12 protein-coding genes and 1 tRNA gene are annotated in these 17,872 nt (G+C 68.9%); 6 read left to right on the top strand and 7 right to left on the bottom strand.

Annotation, left to right across the window (positions count from 1 at the left end; translation table 11 throughout):
- Window positions 1-39: 39 nt before the first annotated feature.
- The 3 genes from serC (at window position 40) to CYFUS_RS33740 (ending at window position 3,946) form a co-directional block, all read left to right on the top strand.
- Window positions 40-1,128, top strand: coding sequence for a 3-phosphoserine/phosphohydroxythreonine transaminase (serC, locus tag CYFUS_RS33750; protein ID WP_095988968.1), 1,089 nt, complete (start codon window positions 40-42; stop codon window positions 1,126-1,128).
- Between the two features lie 33 nt (window positions 1,129-1,161).
- Entirely contained in the window at window positions 1,162-1,722 is a 561-nt protein-coding gene (locus CYFUS_RS33745; RefSeq protein ID WP_095988967.1) for a chalcone isomerase family protein, read from the top strand.
- Window positions 1,723-1,852: 130 nt separating this feature from the next.
- Window positions 1,853-3,946, top strand: coding sequence for a M13 family metallopeptidase (locus tag CYFUS_RS33740; RefSeq protein WP_095988966.1), 2,094 nt, complete (start codon window positions 1,853-1,855; stop codon window positions 3,944-3,946).
- A 26-nt stretch (window positions 3,947-3,972) separates the two neighbouring features.
- On the opposite strand, the gene CYFUS_RS33735 is transcribed toward CYFUS_RS33740, so the two are convergent.
- The 7 genes from CYFUS_RS33735 to prfA all read right to left on the bottom strand — a co-directional run bounded on the left by CYFUS_RS33735 (window position 3,973) and on the right by prfA (window position 11,159).
- Window positions 3,973-5,010 carry a PA0069 family radical SAM protein gene (locus tag CYFUS_RS33735; protein ID WP_095988965.1) on the bottom strand — a complete coding sequence of 346 codons (1,038 nt, stop codon included), beginning with the start codon at window positions 5,008-5,010 and terminating at the stop codon, window positions 3,973-3,975.
- Between the two features lie 109 nt (window positions 5,011-5,119).
- Window positions 5,120-5,192, bottom strand: a tRNA-Gly gene (locus CYFUS_RS33730).
- A gap of 65 nt (window positions 5,193-5,257) precedes the next feature.
- Window positions 5,258-7,162 carry an ABC transporter substrate-binding protein gene (locus CYFUS_RS33725; protein ID WP_095988964.1) on the bottom strand — a complete coding sequence of 635 codons (1,905 nt, stop codon included), beginning with the start codon at window positions 7,160-7,162 and terminating at the stop codon, window positions 5,258-5,260.
- A 191-nt stretch (window positions 7,163-7,353) separates the two neighbouring features.
- Window positions 7,354-7,743 carry a zf-TFIIB domain-containing protein gene (locus tag CYFUS_RS33720; protein ID WP_095988963.1) on the bottom strand — a complete coding sequence of 130 codons (390 nt, stop codon included), beginning with the start codon at window positions 7,741-7,743 and terminating at the stop codon, window positions 7,354-7,356.
- Window positions 7,744-7,911: 168 nt separating this feature from the next.
- Window positions 7,912-9,177 (bottom strand): UDP-N-acetylglucosamine 1-carboxyvinyltransferase, encoded by a 1,266-nt coding sequence (gene murA / locus CYFUS_RS33715; protein ID WP_095988962.1) that lies wholly within the window; start codon window positions 9,175-9,177, stop codon window positions 7,912-7,914.
- Between the two features lie 12 nt (window positions 9,178-9,189).
- Window positions 9,190-10,071 (bottom strand): peptide chain release factor N(5)-glutamine methyltransferase, encoded by an 882-nt coding sequence (gene prmC, locus CYFUS_RS33710; RefSeq protein ID WP_095988961.1) that lies wholly within the window; start codon window positions 10,069-10,071, stop codon window positions 9,190-9,192.
- Entirely contained in the window at window positions 10,068-11,159 is a 1,092-nt protein-coding gene (gene prfA / locus CYFUS_RS33705) for a peptide chain release factor 1 (RefSeq protein ID WP_095988960.1), read from the bottom strand. The genes prmC and prfA overlap by 4 nt, the downstream gene beginning before the upstream one ends.
- Window positions 11,160-11,604: 445 nt before the next feature.
- On the opposite strand from prfA, the gene CYFUS_RS33700 reads away from it, so the two are divergent.
- The 3 genes from CYFUS_RS33700 to smc all read left to right on the top strand — a co-directional run bounded on the left by CYFUS_RS33700 (window position 11,605) and on the right by smc (window position 17,777).
- Window positions 11,605-12,420 carry a tetratricopeptide repeat protein gene (locus CYFUS_RS33700; protein WP_095988959.1) on the top strand — a complete coding sequence of 272 codons (816 nt, stop codon included), beginning with the start codon at window positions 11,605-11,607 and terminating at the stop codon, window positions 12,418-12,420.
- A gap of 53 nt (window positions 12,421-12,473) precedes the next feature.
- Window positions 12,474-13,814 (top strand): hemolysin family protein, encoded by a 1,341-nt coding sequence (locus CYFUS_RS33695; RefSeq protein WP_095988958.1) that lies wholly within the window; start codon window positions 12,474-12,476, stop codon window positions 13,812-13,814.
- Between the two features lie 363 nt (window positions 13,815-14,177).
- The gene (smc, locus tag CYFUS_RS33690) at window positions 14,178-17,777 is read left to right on the top strand and encodes a chromosome segregation protein SMC (RefSeq protein WP_095988957.1); all 3,600 of its coding nucleotides are present in this window, start codon (window positions 14,178-14,180) and stop codon (window positions 17,775-17,777) included.
- Window positions 17,778-17,872 lie beyond the last annotated feature (95 nt).

The raw sequence follows: 17,872 nt of genomic DNA, 5'->3' as shown, positions 1-17,872 counted from the left end.
AATGGCCGCGCGTTGTTTTCCCAGTGAGAGGACCCAGCCATGCGCGTCATCAACTTCAATCCCGGCCCCGCGGGGCTGCCCCTGCCCGCGCTCGAGCGAGCGCGCGACGAGCTGATCGACTTCCAGGGCTCGGGCATGTCCGTGATGGAGCACAGCCACCGGGGCAAGGAGTACGAGGCGGTCCACGACGAGACCATCTCCCTGCTCACCGAGCTGCTGGGCATTCCGGACACCCACCAGGTGCTCTTCCTCACGGGGGGCGCGTCGCAGCAGTTCGCCCAGGTGCCGATGAACTTCCTGCACCCGGGCACGAGCGCGGACTACCTGATGACGGGGGTGTGGAGCGAGAAGGCCTATGACGAGGCGCGCATCGTGGGTCAGGCGCGCATCGCCGCCACCACCGTGGGCCCGGACAAGCGCTACGTGCGCGTGCCCCGCCAGGAGGAGCTCCAGTTGGATCCCCGGGCGGCGTACGTCCACCTGACGAGCAACAACACCATCTACGGCACCCAGTGGCACACCTGGCCCGAGGTGGGCAGCGTGCCGCTCATCGCGGACATGAGCTCGGACTTCATGTGGAAGCCCATGGACGTGAGCCGCTTCGCCTTCCTCTACGCGGGGGCGCAGAAGAACCTGGGGCCCTCGGGCGTGCTCATCGCCATCGCGCGCAAGGACTTCATCGCCCAGGGCCGCCGGGACATCCCGAAGATCTTCCGCTACTCCCTCCACGCGGAGAACAACTCGCTCTACAACACGCCCCCCACGCTGGCCATCTACCTGTGCCGCAACGTGCTCGCGTGGATGAAGGCGCAGGGCGGGCTCGCGGGGCTGGAGGCGCGCAACCGGCAGAAGGGCGAGCTGCTCTACCGCGCCCTGGACGCGAACGCGGGCTTCTACCGCGCGCCCGTGGAGCGCGAGTCGCGCTCCTTCATGAACGTGGTCTTCCACCTGCCCACCCCGGAGCTGGACGCCGCGTTCGTCTCCGAGGCGAAGAAGGCGGGCATGGTGGGCCTCAAGGGACACCGCATCTGCGGGGGCATCCGCGCCTCCCTGTACAACGCGGTGTCGGTGGACGACGTGCGCGCCCTGGTGTCCTTCCTGGAGGAGTTCGCCCGGAAGAAAGGCTAGGGTGGCCCCCCCACCCCTTCCACAGGAGAGGTCATGAAGAACACCACGCTGTGTGCCGTGTTGTTGACCGCCGTACTCGCGCTGCCCGCCGCCGCCAAGGACGTGGCGGGGGTGGCATTTCCCGACACGGTGTCCGTCGAGGGCAAGGAGCTGAAGCTCAACGGGGTGGGCCTGCGCAAGAAGCTCGTCTTCAACGTGTACGCCGCCGGCCTCTACCTGCAGAACCCCTCGCGCGAGGGCGCCCAGGCCATCGGCTCGGAGCAGCTCAAGCGCGTGCGGATGTCGATGCTGCGCGACCTGGACAAGAAGACGATCTCCGAGGCCATCGTGGATGGCTTCAAGAAGAACGCGAAGGACAAGCTGCCCTCGCTCCAGCAGCGGCTGGACACCTTCACCTCGGCCATTCCGGACCTGAAGAAGGGCGACGAGCTGCTGCTCACGTACGTGCCCGGCCAGGGCACCACCATCGAGAGCAGGGCGGGACAGAAGATCTCGGTGGAGGGCAAGGACTTCGCCGACGCGCTCTTCTCGGTGTGGCTCGGCAACAACCCGGTCGACGGCGGTGTCAAGGACGGGATGTTGGGCAAGGAGTAGCAGGACTCCATGTCGGGGGTCGTGCAACGGGAAGGGCGTGAGGGTGGCCCTCCCGTACGAGGTTGAGGCGCGCGTGCCCGTGGCCGGATAGGGTGCGCGCTGCCTCACACCCCACATGGAGAACGACTGGATGAAGAAGGCATTGCTCGCCGCATGTTGTCTTGTGGCGTCCGCTTGCAAGACGGCGGAGCCCGCGCCCACGCCCCCCTCGCCCGCCACGCCCGCGACGCAGCCCCAGCCCCCCGCCGAGTCCCGTCCGCTCTCCCCAGGTCTGGATCTGGCCTCGATGAACGAGCAGGCCAACCCCTGCGAGGACTTCTACGAGTTCGCATGCGGCAACTGGGTGAAGAACACGGAGATCCCCGCGGATCGCCCCCGCTGGTCGCGCGGCTTCGATGCCATCTCGGCGCGCAACGAGGAGATCCTCCGGGAGATCCTCGAGGGCGCGTCCAAGGGCAAGGCGCCCGAGGGGCTCGCCTCCGCGCAGAAGCTGGGGGACTTCTACGGCTCCTGCATGGATGAGGCGAAGCTGGAGGCGTCGCTGCCGGTGCTCAAGGCGGAGCTGGCGAAGCTGACGGTGAAGAACGCGAAGGACCTGGCGCGGGTGGTGGGCACGCTGCACGCGCAGAACGTGTTCCCGCTCTTCCGGATGGGCGCCAACACCGACTTCAAGGACGCCAGCCAGATGATCGGCGAGGTGGACCAGGGCGGTCTGGGCCTGCCGGACCGGGACTACTATTTGAAGGACGACGAGAAGTCGAAGGCGCTGCGTGACGCCTACACCGAGTACGTGAAGAACACCTTCGTGCTGCTGGGCGAGCCGGCCGAGACCGCGGCGAAGAGCGCGGCGTCGGTGCTGGAGGTGGAGACGGCGCTCGCCAAGGCGTCGATGTCGCGCGTGGAGCGCCGCGAGCCGAAGAGTCTCTACCACCGCCTCGAGCGCAAGGGCCTGAAGGCAGAGGCACCGGGCTTCCCGTGGGACGAGTACTTCAAGGCCGCGGGGGCCGGGAGCGTGCAGGCGCTCAACGTGTCGCACCCACCGTTCTTCAAGGAGGTGGAGCGGCTGGCGAAGACGATGCCGGCGGCGGCGTGGGCGCCGTACCTGACGTGGAACTACGTGTCGAGCGTGGTGCCGGCGCTGCCCAAGGCCTTCCAGGACGAGCGCTTCCGCTTCTCGCAGAACCTGACGGGCGCGAAGGAGGACGTGGTGCGCTGGAAGAAGTGCGTGCGCTTCACCAACATGGCGCTGGGCGAGGCGCTGGCGCAGCCCTTCATCGAGCGCACGTTCGGCGCGGACGGCAAGACGACCACGCTGCAGATGGTGCAGGAACTCGAGAAGGCCTTCGAGCGCAACCTGGACACGCTGGCGTGGATGGACGCGCCCACGCGCGAGCAGGCGCTGGTGAAGGTGCGCAAGATCGTCAACAAGATCGGCTACCCGGACAAGTGGCGCGACTACGGCGCGATGAAGGTGGATCGCGAGTCGTTCCTGCACTCGATCATGGGCGCGAACGCCTTCGAGCAGGCGTGGCAGATCGCCAAGATTGGCAAGCCGGTGGACAAGGAGGAGTGGCTGATGTCTCCGCCCACGGTGAACGCCTACTACAACCCGCCCTTCAACGAGATCGTCTTCCCGGCGGGCATCCTCCAGCCGCCGTTCTTCGACCGGGAGGCCACGATGCCGGTGAACTTCGGGGCCATGGGCATGGTGGTGGGCCACGAAATCACCCACGGCTTCGACGACGAGGGCCGGCAGTATGACGCCGAGGGCAACCTGCGCGACTGGTGGACGCCGGCCTCGGACAAGGCCTTCCGCGAGCGCGTGGCGTGCGTGAAAGAGCAGTACGACAACTACACGGTGCTCGACGACGTGAAGGTGAACGGGGCGCTGACGCTGGGCGAGAACGTGGCGGACCTGGGCGGGCTGAAGCTGGCCCACGCGGCCATGGAGGCCTGGCTGGCGAAGGATCCCGAGGCCGCGAAGAAGGCGGAGGGCTCGCGCTACACGCCGAGCCAGCAGTTCTTCCTCTCCTACGCGCAGTCCTGGTGCTCGAAGTACCGGGACGCCTACGCGCGGCAGCTCGCGGTGGTGGATCCGCACTCGCCGCCGTACTGGCGGGTGAACGGGCCGGTGGGCAACCTGTCCGAGTTCCAGAAGGCCTTCCAGTGCAAGGCGGACGCGAAGATGGTGCGTCCCGCGGCGCAGCGCTGTGAGGTCTGGTAGGCGCTCGGGCGGGTCCGGCGGGACGCTCAGAAGAAGCTGAGCTGGGTGCCGGACTTCATGGGGCGGCGAAAGGGGCTCTCCTTGTCGCTGTCCGCCTCCATGGGCTCGCTCGTCCTCAGGCCCAGACGGCGCGCGGTGGAGGAGAAGAGCTGGTGGAGGGTCTCCGCGTAGAGGCCCTCCCCACGCATGCGGACGCGGAAGCGCGAGTCGTTGAGCTCGCCACCGCGCGTCTCGCGGATGCGGTGCAGGACGCGCTCGGCGCGCAGGGGGAGCTTCTCGCGCAGACGCTGCTCGAAGATGCCCTGCACGGGGCCGGGCAGGCGCAGCAGGGTGGAGAAGGCCCGGGTCGCGCCCGCTTCCTTCGCCGCGGTGAGCACGCGCACCATGTCCTCGTCGTTGAGCCCGGGGATGAGGGGGGCGACGGCCACGCACACGGAGATGCCCGCGGAGGCCAGCCGCTCGATGGTGCGCAGGCGCCGCCGGGGTGAGGCCACATAGGGCTCCATGGCGTGCGCCACGGCCTCGTCATGGAAGGGCAGGGTGATGGCCACCGTCAGTCGGGCCTGCTGGGCGAGCGTCTGGAGCACGTCCAGGTCGCGCTCGATGAGGGGCCCCTTGGTGATGATGCCCACGGGGTTGCGGTACTCGGCGCACACTTCCAGGCAGGCACGCGTGAGGCGGAGCGAGGCCTCGATGGGCTGGTAGCAGTCGGTGACGCCACTGAAGGCGACCGTCTCGCCCTTCCAGCTCTTGCGCTCGAAGGCGTCGCGCAGGAGCTGCGCGGCGCGGGGTTTCACCACGAGCTTCGTCTCGAAGTCGGTGCCGGCGCCGAAGCCGAGGTACTCGTGGTAGGGCCGGGCGTAGCAGTACGCGCAGGCATGGAGGCAGCCGCGGTACGGGTTGACGCTCCAGGTGAAGCCCACGTCGGGGCTGTCGTTGCGCCCGAGCACCTCGCGGCTGTGGTCCTCGAGCACCTCCAGCTTCGTGGGAGGAATCTCCTCCAGGTACTCCACGGCGGTGGTGTCCCAGGGGTTGGGCGGATTGGAGACGGGACGCGGCTTCACCCACTCAGGGTGGGTCTGAAAGGACGTTCAGTCAAGGTCGCTCGTGGTCCGAAAAGGCGAAGGGCCTGGAACCTCTGGAGGACTTCTCCAGCGGTTCCAGGCCCTTCAGAGCGGCGGACCGGGTTCGAACCGGCGACCCCGAGCTTGGGAAGCTCGTGCTCTACCAGCTGAGCTACCACCGCGCGGCGAGCGAGGGGGAAAGTAGAAGGCCCATCGCTGCTTGTCAACGAGATCTCTTGCGGGGCCGCTACTCGCCCTCCTCGACAGTGAGTTGGTAGGCATCCTGGAAGTTGGCCTCACGATTGCGCGCGTCGCGCACCTCCAACACGTAGACACCCGGCTCGGCGCTGTAGCGGATGGTCTCGGCCTGGTCGCCCTTGGCGCGATCGGACGTCTGCACGAGCGACAGCTTGCCGTCCTCGCCCAGGCGGTGCAGGTACAGACCCACGTCGACCTTGAGGATGCCCAGCAGCGTGGCCCGGATGGGCGTGCGCACCGGCCGGTCCGACAAGTCCAACCGGTAGTAGTCCACGTCCTTGAGCGGATAGACGGTGCCGCGCACCGCCTTGCCGAGGGTCAGCTCGGTGGCGCGGTCCGCGCTGTTGTTCGGCTCACGCTCCTGGCTGCCATCGTCGGGCACGGTGGTGATGGAGATGCGGTAGGGCTGCTCCGCGTTCTCGTAGTCGCGCACCCACTTGCCATCCTGCTTGCGCGAGGCCCCCTGCACCCGGAAGTAGCAGGTGCCGCTACAGGCCACGTTGTTGAGGCGCTCGGGCTCCTTGATGGCTCCATCGTTGGCGCGCTGGAGCACCGTCTCCTTCTGGCCCTCGCCCTCGGGGGGTTGGATGACGGACAGTTCCACGTCCACGCGCTCCACACCCGACAGCTCCACCCGGGCGAGCACCGGCTCGGCCGTCTTCAGGACGAAGTTGTCCACATCACCCTTGGGCGAGAGGAAGCCCTCCTTGTAGCCCGCGAGCGGCAGGGCGGTGGCCTTGTACAGCTCGTCGTTGGGCTCCAGCTCCGCGTTGGCCCCGGCTTCCTCCAGGGTCACCGTGAGCGAGTAGGCCTTCTCGGTGTTGAAGCCCCGCTTCGCGTCCTTGCCCGTCCCGCTCCAGCCGCTCTTCACGACCAGGTACACCACGCGATCGGTCGCCCGGGCCCCCACGTTGCGCAGCGACAGGCCCTCCCCCTCGATGCTCTTGGTGGTGAACAGGGGTGCCTCGGCGGCCGTGAGGACCGACAGCTCCGTGCGCACGCCCTCCACTCCCACCAGATCGATCTTCAGCGCCACCGCGGGAGGCTCTTCCGGCACGGGGGCGGGCTGGTTCGGGAGGGGAAGGGGGATGGGGACCTGGAGCGGCTCGCTCGGCGGGGGCTCCTGCTGGGCGGTGGCGGACGGGTCCTCTCCCGAGGGCTCCGCGGGCTGTCCCGGAGCGGGCTCGGTGGGCGGCACGCCAGTCTCACCGGGGGTGGGCGCCGTCGGGGCCGGAGCCGTGGGCGCGCTCCCGGCGTCGTTCACGTCCGGGGCGGGAGTGGCCTGGGCCGTCTCGGGCAGCTCCAGCCGGTACCAGTCCTCGTCTCCCGCGTGGCCGATGAAGCCCGCCACCGTCTGGCCCAACTGTAGGGGCGTGGCGTCCACGGCCCGATCATTGGGCTCGCGCTCCACGCCGTCCTCGGGGACGTGGTAGCGCACCTCGAGGGTGTAGGCGCCGCCCGTGCCCTTGCGGGCCGAGGCCACGCGCACCCAGCGCTCGCCCTCGACGAAGAGGTTGGGGTAGCGCTCGGGCTTGCCCACGCCGGCGCTGTTGAGGTTGGCGCTGCGCACGCCGGGCGCGTCGTACACCTCCAGCACCACGTCTCCGCCGGGAATGCCGGAGACGCTCACGTCCGCCACGCGCGGGGTACTCGGAGCGAGCCGATACCAGTCCTCGTCGGGCTTGGACGGATCCGCGCCGAGGCTGGCGCTCACCGTCGCGTCGCGGGCGAGGGTGAGGGCCTGCTCGGGCCGATCATCGGGTTCCTTCTCCTCGAGCTGATCGGGTCCGGTGACCACGGGACCCGCGTCGGGAACCGAAACCTCCTTGTTCGAGCAGCCATTCGGGCAGCCGGCCAGCAACAGGCACAGCCACACCCCACCCAGACGTCGCATTCCGTTCCCTCTTGGCATTCGCCTGCCTACTCAATCCCCTGGTGCCCGGGTGTCAAGGTCCGCCAACAGGCGGGCCGACGCTTTCATCCCGGCGGAGGGACGAGTGAAGGCACGAGGGGTCGTTTTCGGGCCCGTCGGGTGGACGGGAGCCCGGTAGGGCGAGACGGAAGAGGGCTCGGAGCGCGAGGGGCTCAGCCGGCGGCGGTCTTCTTCTTGGCGTTGAAGTGCCGGAAGAAGTCGATGATCTCCTGCTCGGCGACCTTGGCGTCGGTGGCGTCGGCGAACTCCGACTCGAGGAACATGCCGCCACACGACTCGCAGGTGTCATAGCTCAGCGGATGCTGACGGTCTCCGCCGTCGACCCGGACGAGATCCACCTGGCACTCGGGGCACTGGCCCGTGAGCGCGTTCGCGTCGACCTTGCCTCCCTGGCTCTCGAGTCCAGGCAGGTTGTTGTGGAGCAGGATCCGGTTGAGATCCGCGACGTCAATCCAGAGTCCGCCGCAATCTCCACACTTGCGCAACGTCTCGTGGTCCCCTTCGAGATCAACCATCTCGACGCTGCAACCGGGGCAATTCATGGGGTGGATCTTTCTCCTGTTGGGGGAGCCGAGCTCCCGTGGGGGGTGCGGTCCGGGTCACGGTGGGCCCCCGGGCGTTCTGGGAATGATAGGTCGCATGATTTTTGAGATGCAACCCAACCCCCGCATTGTGTTCACGCACCCAACCCTCGGTCTACCCCCCGGGGCTCAGGCCTTGACCCGGGCGATGTCCGCTCCCAGGTCACGCAGCTTGCGCTCCAAGCGCTCGTAGCCGCGATCCAGGTGGTAGATGCGCTGGACCTCCGTCTTGCCCTCGGCCCGGAGACCCGCCAGGACCAGCGAGGCGCTGGCCCTCAAGTCCGTGGCCATGACGGGAGCGCCCGAGAGGCTGCGCACCCCCTTCACCACCGCCGTATGCCCCTGGATGGTGATGTCCGCCCCCATGCGGTGCAGCTCCGGCACGTGCATGAAGCGGTTCTCGAAGATGCGCTCGGAGATGACCGAGGTGCCGTCGGCCACCGTCATCAGCCCCATGAGCTGGGCCTGCATGTCCGTGGGGAAGCCCGGGTGCTCGGCCGTCTTCACGTCCACCGAGTGGATGACCGAGGGGGCCTTCACCCGGATTCCTCCCTCCTCGGTCGTCAGGGTACAGCCCGTCTCGCGCAGCTTGAGGATGACGGGCTCCAGGTGCTCGGTCACCACGCGCCGGACCAGCACGTCACCGCCAGTGATGGCGGCGGCCACCATGAGCGTGCCCGCCTCGATGCGATCCGGGAGGATGGCGTGCTCCACGGGATTGAGGCCGTCCACCCCGTCGATGGTGATGACGGAGGTGCCCGCGCCCTGGATGCGCGCCCCCATCTTGTTGAGCACCCGGGCGAGCTCCTCCACCTCGGGCTCGCGCGCGCAGTTCTCCAGCACGCTGCGGCCCTGGGCGAGCACCGCCGCCATCATCACGTTCTCCGTGCCCGTCACGGTGATGACGTCGAAGTTGACGGTGCCGCCCCTCAGGCGCTTCGCCGTCGCCTCGACGTAGCCCTCGGTGAGGTGGATGTCCGCGCCCAGGGCCTTGAGGCCCTTGAGGTGCTGATCGATGGGGCGCGCCCCGATGGCACACCCGCCCGGCATGGACACGCGCGCCCGGCCGAAGCGGGCCACCAGCGGGCCGAGCACCAGCACCGAGGCGCGCATCGTCTTCACCAGGTCATACGGCGCCTCGGGGTGGATGGCCCCCTCGACGGACACCTCGCACACGTCCGAGCGCTCGCCCGTCAGCCGCCCGGTCCCACAGCCCATGGTGCCGAGCACCTTGAGCATGGTGGTCACGTCCGCCAGGTCCGGCACGTTGCGGTAGACGCTCTTGCCGTCCGCGAGCAGCGCCGAGGCGAGGATGGGCAGCGCCGCGTTCTTCGCGCCCGACACGGTCACCTCACCCTTGAGGGGGTGACCACCCTTCACGACGATCTTGTCCATCTGTCCCGTCTCTCACCCCCGTGGCTGGTTGGCCACGGGTTGTGTCCCGAAAGCGAGGCGATCCCGCCGCTCCAGATCCTTCTCCACCCGCGCGTTGTCGTAGCCCGCGGCCTGGAGGAGGGCCTGCACGGCGGGGCCCTGTGTTTCGCCGATTTCCATTGCAAGCAGCCCGCCAGGCACGAGGACGCGGCGGGCCCCTTCGATCACCTGGCGCAGCAGCGCGAGACCATCCGGCCCCCCGTCGAGCGCCATCCGGGGCTCGCGGCGCACCTCGGCCGACAGGCCCGGAATCTCCCCCGTGGCGATGTAGGGCGGGTTGGACACCACCACCTGGAAGCGCGCGTCCGGGGGCAGGGGGGTGAAGAGGCTGCCGTGCAGCACGTTCACCCGGTCCGCCACGCCCAGGGCCTGGGCGTTCTCCCGCGCGAGCGCGCAGGCGTCCGGGGACAGGTCCGTGGCGAGCACGGTGGCCTGGGGCCGCTCGGCCGCGAGGCTGATGGCGATGCAGCCCGAGCCCGTGCACACGTCCAGCGCGGTGCCGGGGCCGTCCTTGGGCAGCGCGTGCAGGGCGGCCTCCACCAGGAGTTCCGTCTCGGGCCGGGGGATGAGCACGCGCGCGTCCACCTTGAAGGGGCGGTTGTAGAACTCGCGCACGCCGGTGAGGTACTGGGTGGGCTCGCCCGCCATGCGCCGCGCGATGAGCGCCTTGAAGGCGGCCAGCTCCTCCTTCTCCAGCGGCCGGTCCAGGTCCACGTACAGGCGCACGCGCGTCGTCTTCAACACGTGGGCGAGCAGTACCTCGGCGGTGAGCCGGGGCGCGTCCACGCCCCGCTTCTCGAAGTGCTGCGCCGTCCAGGTGAGGACCCGGCGGATGGTCCAGATCTCCTCGCTCATGCGCCCGGCGAGCCCGCCCCGCCACCCGTCTGCTGCTTGAGGGCCTCGGCCTGGTAGTAGGTGCGGCAGGCGGTGATGATGTCCTCGACGCCGCCCGACATGATGCCCGGCAGGTTGTGCACCGTGAGGCCGATGCGGTGATCCGTCAGCCGATCCTGCGGGAAGTTGTAGGTGCGGATCTTCTCCGAGCGGTCGCCCGTGCCCACCTGGCCGCGGCGCATGGAGTCGCGCTCGTTGCGGATGCGCTCCTGCTCGATCTCATAGAGCTTGGCGCGCAGCATGCGCTCGGCCATGGCGCGGTTCTTCGTCTGGCTCTTCTCCTGCTGGCACTTCACCACGATACCCGAGGGCTTGTGGATGAGGCGCACCGCGGAGTCGGTGGTGTTCACGCTCTGGCCGCCCGAGCCCGTCGAGCGCATCACCTGCATCTCGATGTCCGCGGGGTTGAGCTTGATGTCCACGTCCTCGGCCTCGGGCATCACCGACACGGTGATGGTGGAGGTGTGGATGCGGCCCTGCGCCTCGGTGGCCGGCACGCGCTGCACCCGGTGCACGCCGGACTCGTACTTCATGGCGCTGTAGATGCCCTCGCCCGACAGGGTGATGGTGACGTCCTTGACGCCCCCGGCGCCGCCCGGGCTCATGTCGAGGATGTCCGCCTTCCACCCCTTGCGGTCGGCGTAGCGCAGGTACATCTGCATGACTTCCTCGGCGAACAGGCCCGCCTCGTCGCCGCCAGCGCCCGCGCGGATCTCCAGGATGACGTTCTTCTCGTCATTGGGATCCTTGGGCAGCAGCAGCACCTTGAGCGCCTGCTCCTGCTCCTCGCGCTGGGTCTTCAGGCCGGGCAGGGCCTCGCGCGCATAGGCCTTCTCGTCGGCGTCCGAGCTGGACAGCCACGCCTCCACTTCCTTGAGGTCGTCGAGCACCTTGCGGTAGGAGCGGAAGGTCTCCACCAGCTTCTCCAGGCTCGCCCGCTCCTTGGAGACCTTCTGTAATTTCGCCGAGTCGGCGATGACGTCCGGGTTGGCCAGGTCGGCGGTGAGGCGCTCGAACCGGCGCTCCACGTCTTCGAGTTTATCGATCATCGGTGTGGGCTCGGGGTTGTGCCCCGTTGTCTGGCCCCTGGCAAGGCCGGACGGGGCCAAGAAATTCCGTGGACTTCCGGTCCCGGAGCGTGAAAAAAGGGCGGTTCGCCGCCTGTCCGTGCGGCTCCATTCCGCCGAAACGGAGTACCAAGAAGATGCCTGCCCAGAAGGGAAATCGCAGCAAGAAGAAGCTGTCCAACCGCGCTGGTTCGAAGAAGGCGGCCCTCAAGCGCCGCCGCGCCCGCGAGCGCCGCAAGTAGTTCGCCGCACGCCTCCTCCCCTGGTCCGAAGGGGAGGGGGCAAGCATTCCCCACCCCGCGCGCTGGATCCCTGGGGAGCTGGTCATTACGTCTTCCCAGGATAGGACCCTCCAGGCACTCACCGGGAGGGATGGCTCTTGCTTGCGCCGTGAAAATGGCGGCGCGTAGATTGATTTCGCGAGTTCATGGCCCGGGAAAAGGACAACATCGCTCTCTCCGACGAGCACAACTCACGTGGCATCGAGTTGGCGGATCGCGGGTGGCTGGACGAGGCCATCAAGGAGTTCAAGAAGGCGATCGATCTCGATCCCGACTCCGCTCATGCCCACGACAACCTCGCCACCGTCTACGCCGAGAAGAAGCTCTATCGCGAGGCGCTGGGCGAGTACCTCACCGCGCTGAAGCTGGAGCCGGACAGCCCCACCGCGCACTACAACCTCGCCTGCTTCCTCTCCACGCACGCCGACGAGATGGCCGTGGTGGAGTACCGCGAGGCGATCGAGCTGGATCCGGAGTACCCGGACGCGCACCTCAACCTGGGCCTCACCTACGCGGACCAGGGGCGCATCGAGGAGGCCATGCGCGAGCTGCAGACGGCCATCGAGCTGGAGCCCCAGGACGCCTTCCCCCGGCACGAGCTCGCCGCGCTGCTGATGGACGAGGGCGACTACCGCTCGGCCATCACCCAGCTCAAGGAAGTGGTGCGGCTGGAGGCCGACAACTTCGAGGCGCACCTGGACCTGGGCATCTGCTACGCCCAGAAGGGCTTCTACGCCGAGGCGGAGCGCTCCTACGAGAAGGCGAGCGCGCTCAACGCCGACGACTTGCTGCTCAACTACAACCTGGCCGCGCTCTACGCGCTCTGGGGCCGCCGGGCCGATGCGTTGACCTTCCTGCAAAAGGCCGTGACGGCCGATCGCGCCAAGGTTCAGGGTTGGCTCGCCACGGATACGATGTTCGACTCGTTGAAGAGCGATCCCGGGTTCGAGGCGCTCTTCTGAGCCCTCCCCCGAGCCCTTTCCAGGGCCCTTCTTCGAGCCCCTGAGTTTCCACCATGGAATGGGTTTTCCTCGGCCTGGCGCTGCTGCTGGTGTTCGCCAACGGCTTCTTCGTGGCGACCGAGTTCGCCATCGTGAAGATTCGCCCCACGCGCCTGCAGGCGTTGGTGGACGACGGACGGCCGGGGTCGGCCACCGCCATGAAGATGGTGGACAAGCTGGACGCGTACCTGTCCGCCACGCAGTTCGGAATCACCCTCGCGTCGCTGGGGCTGGGCTGGCTCGGGGAGCCGGCGTTCGCCCACCTCCTGGAGCCCGTGCTGCTCCAGGTGGTGCCCGAGGCGGCGGGGCCGGCGCTGGCGCACTCGATTTCGGTGGCCATCGCGTTCGCCATCATCACCTTCCTGCACATCGTGCTCGGGGAGCTGGCGCCCAAGAGCCTCGCCATCCAGCGCGCCGAGGCGACGACGCTCGCGGTGGCGCTGCCCATGCGCGCCTTCTACTTCGTCTTCTATCCGGCCATCTGGTTGCTCAACGCGCTGGCCGGCTGGGTGCTCAAGGCGTTTGGCATGCACACCGCGCACGAGTCCCAGGACGCGCACAACGAGGACGAGCTGCGCGTCATCCTCCACAGCTCCGCGGAGGCGGGCGCCATCACCACCGCGCGCGCCGAGCTGCTCGAGCGCTCGCTGGAGATGGCGCAGAAGACGGCGCGTCAGGTGATGGTGCCGCGCAACCAGGTGAAGTTCCTCGACATGGAGGAGCCCCTGGACAAGTGCGTCGCGGACGCGCGCGCGGCGGGCCACACGTGGCTGCCGGTGTGCCGCGGCAACCTGGACGAGGTGGAGGGGGTGGTGAACGTGAAGGACCTCTTCTTCCTGCTGTCCCGGGGCGAGCTGCGCAGCCTGTCCCAGGTGCAGCGGCCGGTGCTGTACGTGCCGGAGCACGTGACGCTCGAGCAGCTGCTCAACGAGTTCCGCCGCCGGCGCCGGCAGACGGCCCTCGTCGTGGACGAGCACGGAGGCACCTCGGGCCTGGTGACGATCGCGGACGTGGTGGCGGAGATCGTCGGCGACGTGGCCGAGCTGGGGCGGCGCGTGGACGAGGTGCGCTCGCTGCCCGGTGGGCGCTTCGAGCTGCCCGGCTCGGCGCAGCTCGATGACCTGGAGGACCGGCTGGACGTGTCGTTCAAGCTGGAGGACGAGGACGTCGAGGTGACGACGATCGCCGGCTACCTCATGGCGAGGCTGGGCCGCATTCCCCTCAAGGGCGACGTGCTCAAGCTGGACATGTGGCGCATCCAGGTGGAGGAGGTCGAGGGTCCCCGCGTGGTGAAGGTGACCGTGGAGCCCCAGGCCAGCCCCAAGCCCCCGGTGACGGCGGCTCCCGAGGCCTGAGCCCTGGTAGTGCCCCTCGCGCCGCCTCCCCCCGGCAGGGGCTGGCCCGGCCATGTCAGAGGGGGGTGCTACACCCTCGCAGACCGCTCCCGTGTGGAGCGAGAGGGCGAGCAGGGCCTTGATCGAGGGATGCCTCCAGGAAGCGCGGAGGGAAGGTAGCGTCTGTTCCCATTCCCACAACCCCTGGGTTGGCGGGTGGGGATGGCCGTGTCCGCCCACGCGAATGCATGGGCTGGACGGGCGTCATGCTTGATCGGTCGAAAACTTGCGTGCTACTCGTCCGAAATCGCTCCGGAGCCGATTTTTCGGCCTCGGCGCCGTTTCTCGTCCGTCCGCACCTTCTTCTCGGGAGCCCGTTCCCTCATGCGAATCAAGCGCCTGGACATCACCGGCTTCAAGTCGTTCATGGAGCGCAGCGTCTTCTCGTTCGATGAGGGCGTCACGGGCATCGTCGGCCCCAACGGCTGCGGCAAGTCGAACGTGGTGGACTCCATCCGCTGGGTGATGGGCGAGCAGAGCGCCAAGAACCTGCGCGGCCGCGGCATGGAGGACGTCATCTTCAACGGCTCGGAGTCCAAGCCGCCCCTGTCCATGGCCGAGGTGTCGCTCACCTTCCACGTGGACGAGACGGACACGCTGCCCGCGCACCTGGGTGGCATCCCCGAGGTGACCGTCACCCGCCGGCTCTTCCGCAACGGCGAGTCCGAGTACCTCATCAACAAGACGACCTGCCGCCTGCTGGACATCACCGAGTTGTTCCTCGGCACCGGCGTGGGCACGCGCGCCTACTCCATCATCGAGCAGGGCCGCGTGGGCCTCATCGTCTCCAGCAAGCCCGAGGACAGGCGCCACCTGATTGAAGAGGCCGCGGGCGTCACCAAGTACAAGTCGCGCCGCAAGGCCGCCGAGCGCAAGCTGGAGGCCACCCAGGCCAACCTGCTGCGCGTCACCGACATCACCAACGAGCTGGAGCGCCGCCTGGAGAGCCTGTCGCGCCAGGCGAAGAAGGCCGAGAAGTACCGCAAGCTCAAGGCGCGCATGCGCGAGATCGATCTGCACTCCGCCTCGCACCGCTTCCTGGCGCTGCACGCCGAGGCCAAGCAGCTTCAGGAGAAGCTGGGCGGCGTGGTGGGCGAGGAGCGCGAGGGCCTGGAGAAGATGCGCGAGCAGGAGGCGGCCATCGCCGAGCGTCGCGCGGGGCTCGAGGCGGAGACCCAGGCGTTGCAGAAGCTGTCGGCCGAGGTGCACGCCCTGGAGAGCGCCGTGCAGCGCGCGGACCAGGACCTGGCCTACTGGCAGAAGGACCTGGAGGAGACGAGCGCCCGGGTGGCCCAGTCCGAGGTGGATCTCCAGGCGCTCAAGGCCCGGCAGGCCGAGCTGGCCGAGACCATGAGCTCGCGCGAGGCGGAGCTCAGCAACATCGCCGGCTCGTGGAAGGAGGACGAGGTGGCCATGCGGGTGGCGCAGGAGGAGCTGCGCCGGGCGGGCCAGTTGCAGGCGGAGATCGGCCTGCGGCTGGAGCAGGAGCGCGCCGCGCTCGTCACCGTGGCCAGCCGCCTGGCCAACCACGAGAGCAACCTCGTCAACCTCGCCCGCCAGAAGGCGGACCTGGAGGCCCGCCGCGCGCGCAACCGCGCCGAGGCGGATGGCTTGCGCGAGCAGGAGAAGCAGCTCGAGGACGCGCGCCAGTCAGTGGCCCGCCAGGTGGAGGATCGCCGCCACCTGTCGATCGAGATCGCCGAGCGCAGGGGCCAGGAGGAGGAGGCGCTGCGCCGCACCCGCCAGGCGTTCACGGAGAACGAGGTCCAGGTCATCGGCCTGCGCGAGGAGCTGAGCGACAAGCGCACCCGGCTCGCCTCTCTGGAGGCGCTGCAGAAGGACTACGAGGGCTTCGACAAGGGTGTGCGCGCGGTGATGGTGCGCGCGGGCGAGGAGGCACGCACCCAGGGCATCTTCGGCCTGGTGGCGGACGTGCTCTCCACCACGCCGCGCTACGAGCGCGCGGTGGAGGCGGTGCTCGGCGAGCGGTTGCAGCACGTCGTCGTGGAGAGCCGCGCCAAGGGCGTGGAGTTGGTGGAGTACCTCAAGGACGCCGCCGAGGGCCGGGGCAGCTTCCTGCCCGTGCCGCCCCCCGAGCGGCTCCCTCCCGAGATCCAACCGGACCGCTCCCGCCCGGGCGTGCTCGCGCGCGCCCTGGACGAGGTGACGTGTGAGCCGGCGCTGCTGCCCGTGGTGCGGCTGCTGCTCGGGGACGTGATCATCGTGGAGGACCTGGCGAGCGCGCGCGCCTACGCGGAGGCCGAGCGCGAGGTGTGCACGCTCGTCACCCTGGACGGCGAGGTGTTCCGCGCGGACGGCACCATCACCGGTGGCGAGCGCGAGGGCGCCGCAGTGGGGGCCCTGCAGAAGAAGCGGGAGATCGCCGAGCTGGCCATCGAGGTGGCCCGGGTGGAGGAGCGCTACAACGAGATCCTCACCCGGCACTACACCCTGCAGAAGCAGATGGGGGACACGGAGGACGTGCTCAAGGGGCTCTCGCGCAACCAGCACGCCGAGGAGCTGAGCCTGGCCAGCCAGGAGAAGGATCTCCACAAGGCGAGCGAGGACCTGGCGCGGGTGCGCGATCGGATCCGCGCCGTGGACGCCGAGGAGACCCAGCTCGCGCACATGTACGAGGGCCTGGCGCACGAGGAGGAGAACAGCCGGGGCGAGGTGGCGCACGGCCAGACGGACCGCGAGGCGCGTGAGGAGCGCGTGAAGCAGTTGCTGGGCGAGCTGGAGTCGCTCAAGCAGCGCGCGGACGCGGCCACCGGACAGCTCACCAGCCTCAAGGTGAAGGTGGCCGCGGGCGGCGAGCGGGGCGATGCGGCGCGCAAGGAGCTGGAGAGCCTGCTCGCCCAGCGCGAGGAGATGGCCAGCCGGGTGCGCAAGCTGGAGTCCACGGTGCGTGAGGGCGCCTCGCGCGTGGAGGACTTCAACCGCCGCATCGGCGAGACGGAAGCCCTGCGCGCCGAGAAGGCCGAGGCGCTGCGCGGCGCTACGGAGGGACTCGAGGGCCGGCGCGCGGCCCATGCCACGGCCACCGGCGAGGTGCGGGACCAGGAGGCGGCGCTGCGCGAGCTGCGCACGAAGCTGGATGGGCTCACCCAGGGCCTGTCGCAGATGACGCTGCGCGAGCGGGAGATCTCCCTGGAGCTGGAGCACCTGGTGTCGGGGGTGCGCGAGCGCCACGCGGTGGAGCTGCCCGACGAGGTGCACCACTACCACCTGCTGCCCTCGCTGAGCGAGGAGGCGGAGCAGGAGCTCAAGGAGCTGCGCGCCCAGGTGGAGAAGATGGGGGAGATCAACCTCACCGCCATCGACGAGCACGAGGAGCTCACCCAGCGCTCGGCGTTCCTGCTCGCGCAGAAGAAGGACCTGAGCGAGTCGATGGAGAAGCTGCAGGAGGCCATCCGGCGCATCGACGCGTCGAGCCGGGAGCGCTTCAAGCAGACGTTCGACATCGTCAACGAGAAGTTCCAGGCCATCTTCCCGCGGCTGTTCGGCGGAGGCCGGGCGAGCCTGGTGCTCACCCAGGAAGGGCAGGGGACGGAGCCCGGCGTGGAGATCGTCGCCCAGCCGCCCGGCAAGAAGCTGCAGAGCATGAACCTCTTGTCCGGCGGCGAGAAGGCGCTCACGGCCGTGGCGCTCATCTTCGCCATCTTCCTCATCAAGCCCACGCCCTTCTGCCTCCTGGACGAGGTCGACGCCCCGTTGGATGAGGGCAACGTGGGCCGCTACAACGACATGGTGAAGGAGATGAGCAAGCAGTCGCAGTTCATCCTCATCACCCACAACAAGCGCACCATGGAAGTGGCCGACACCCTCTACGGCGTCACCATGGAGGAGCCCGGCATTTCCAAGCTGGTGAGCGTGCGGCTGCGCGAGGCCACCGCGGCCAACGACAACACCAGCGTGGCCTGAGCCCCGCCCGCGTCCCCGGGAAAGTGAAGAAGGCGCGGCTCCTGGGTTTCCAGGGGCCGCGCCTTCGGTGCTTCAGGGCCTCGGGTGCTTCAGGC

Source organism: Cystobacter fuscus (assembly GCF_002305875.1).
Taxonomy (GTDB): Bacteria; Myxococcota; Myxococcia; order Myxococcales; family Myxococcaceae; genus Cystobacter; species Cystobacter fuscus_A.
This window is presented reverse-complemented; position numbering and strand designations above follow the sequence as displayed.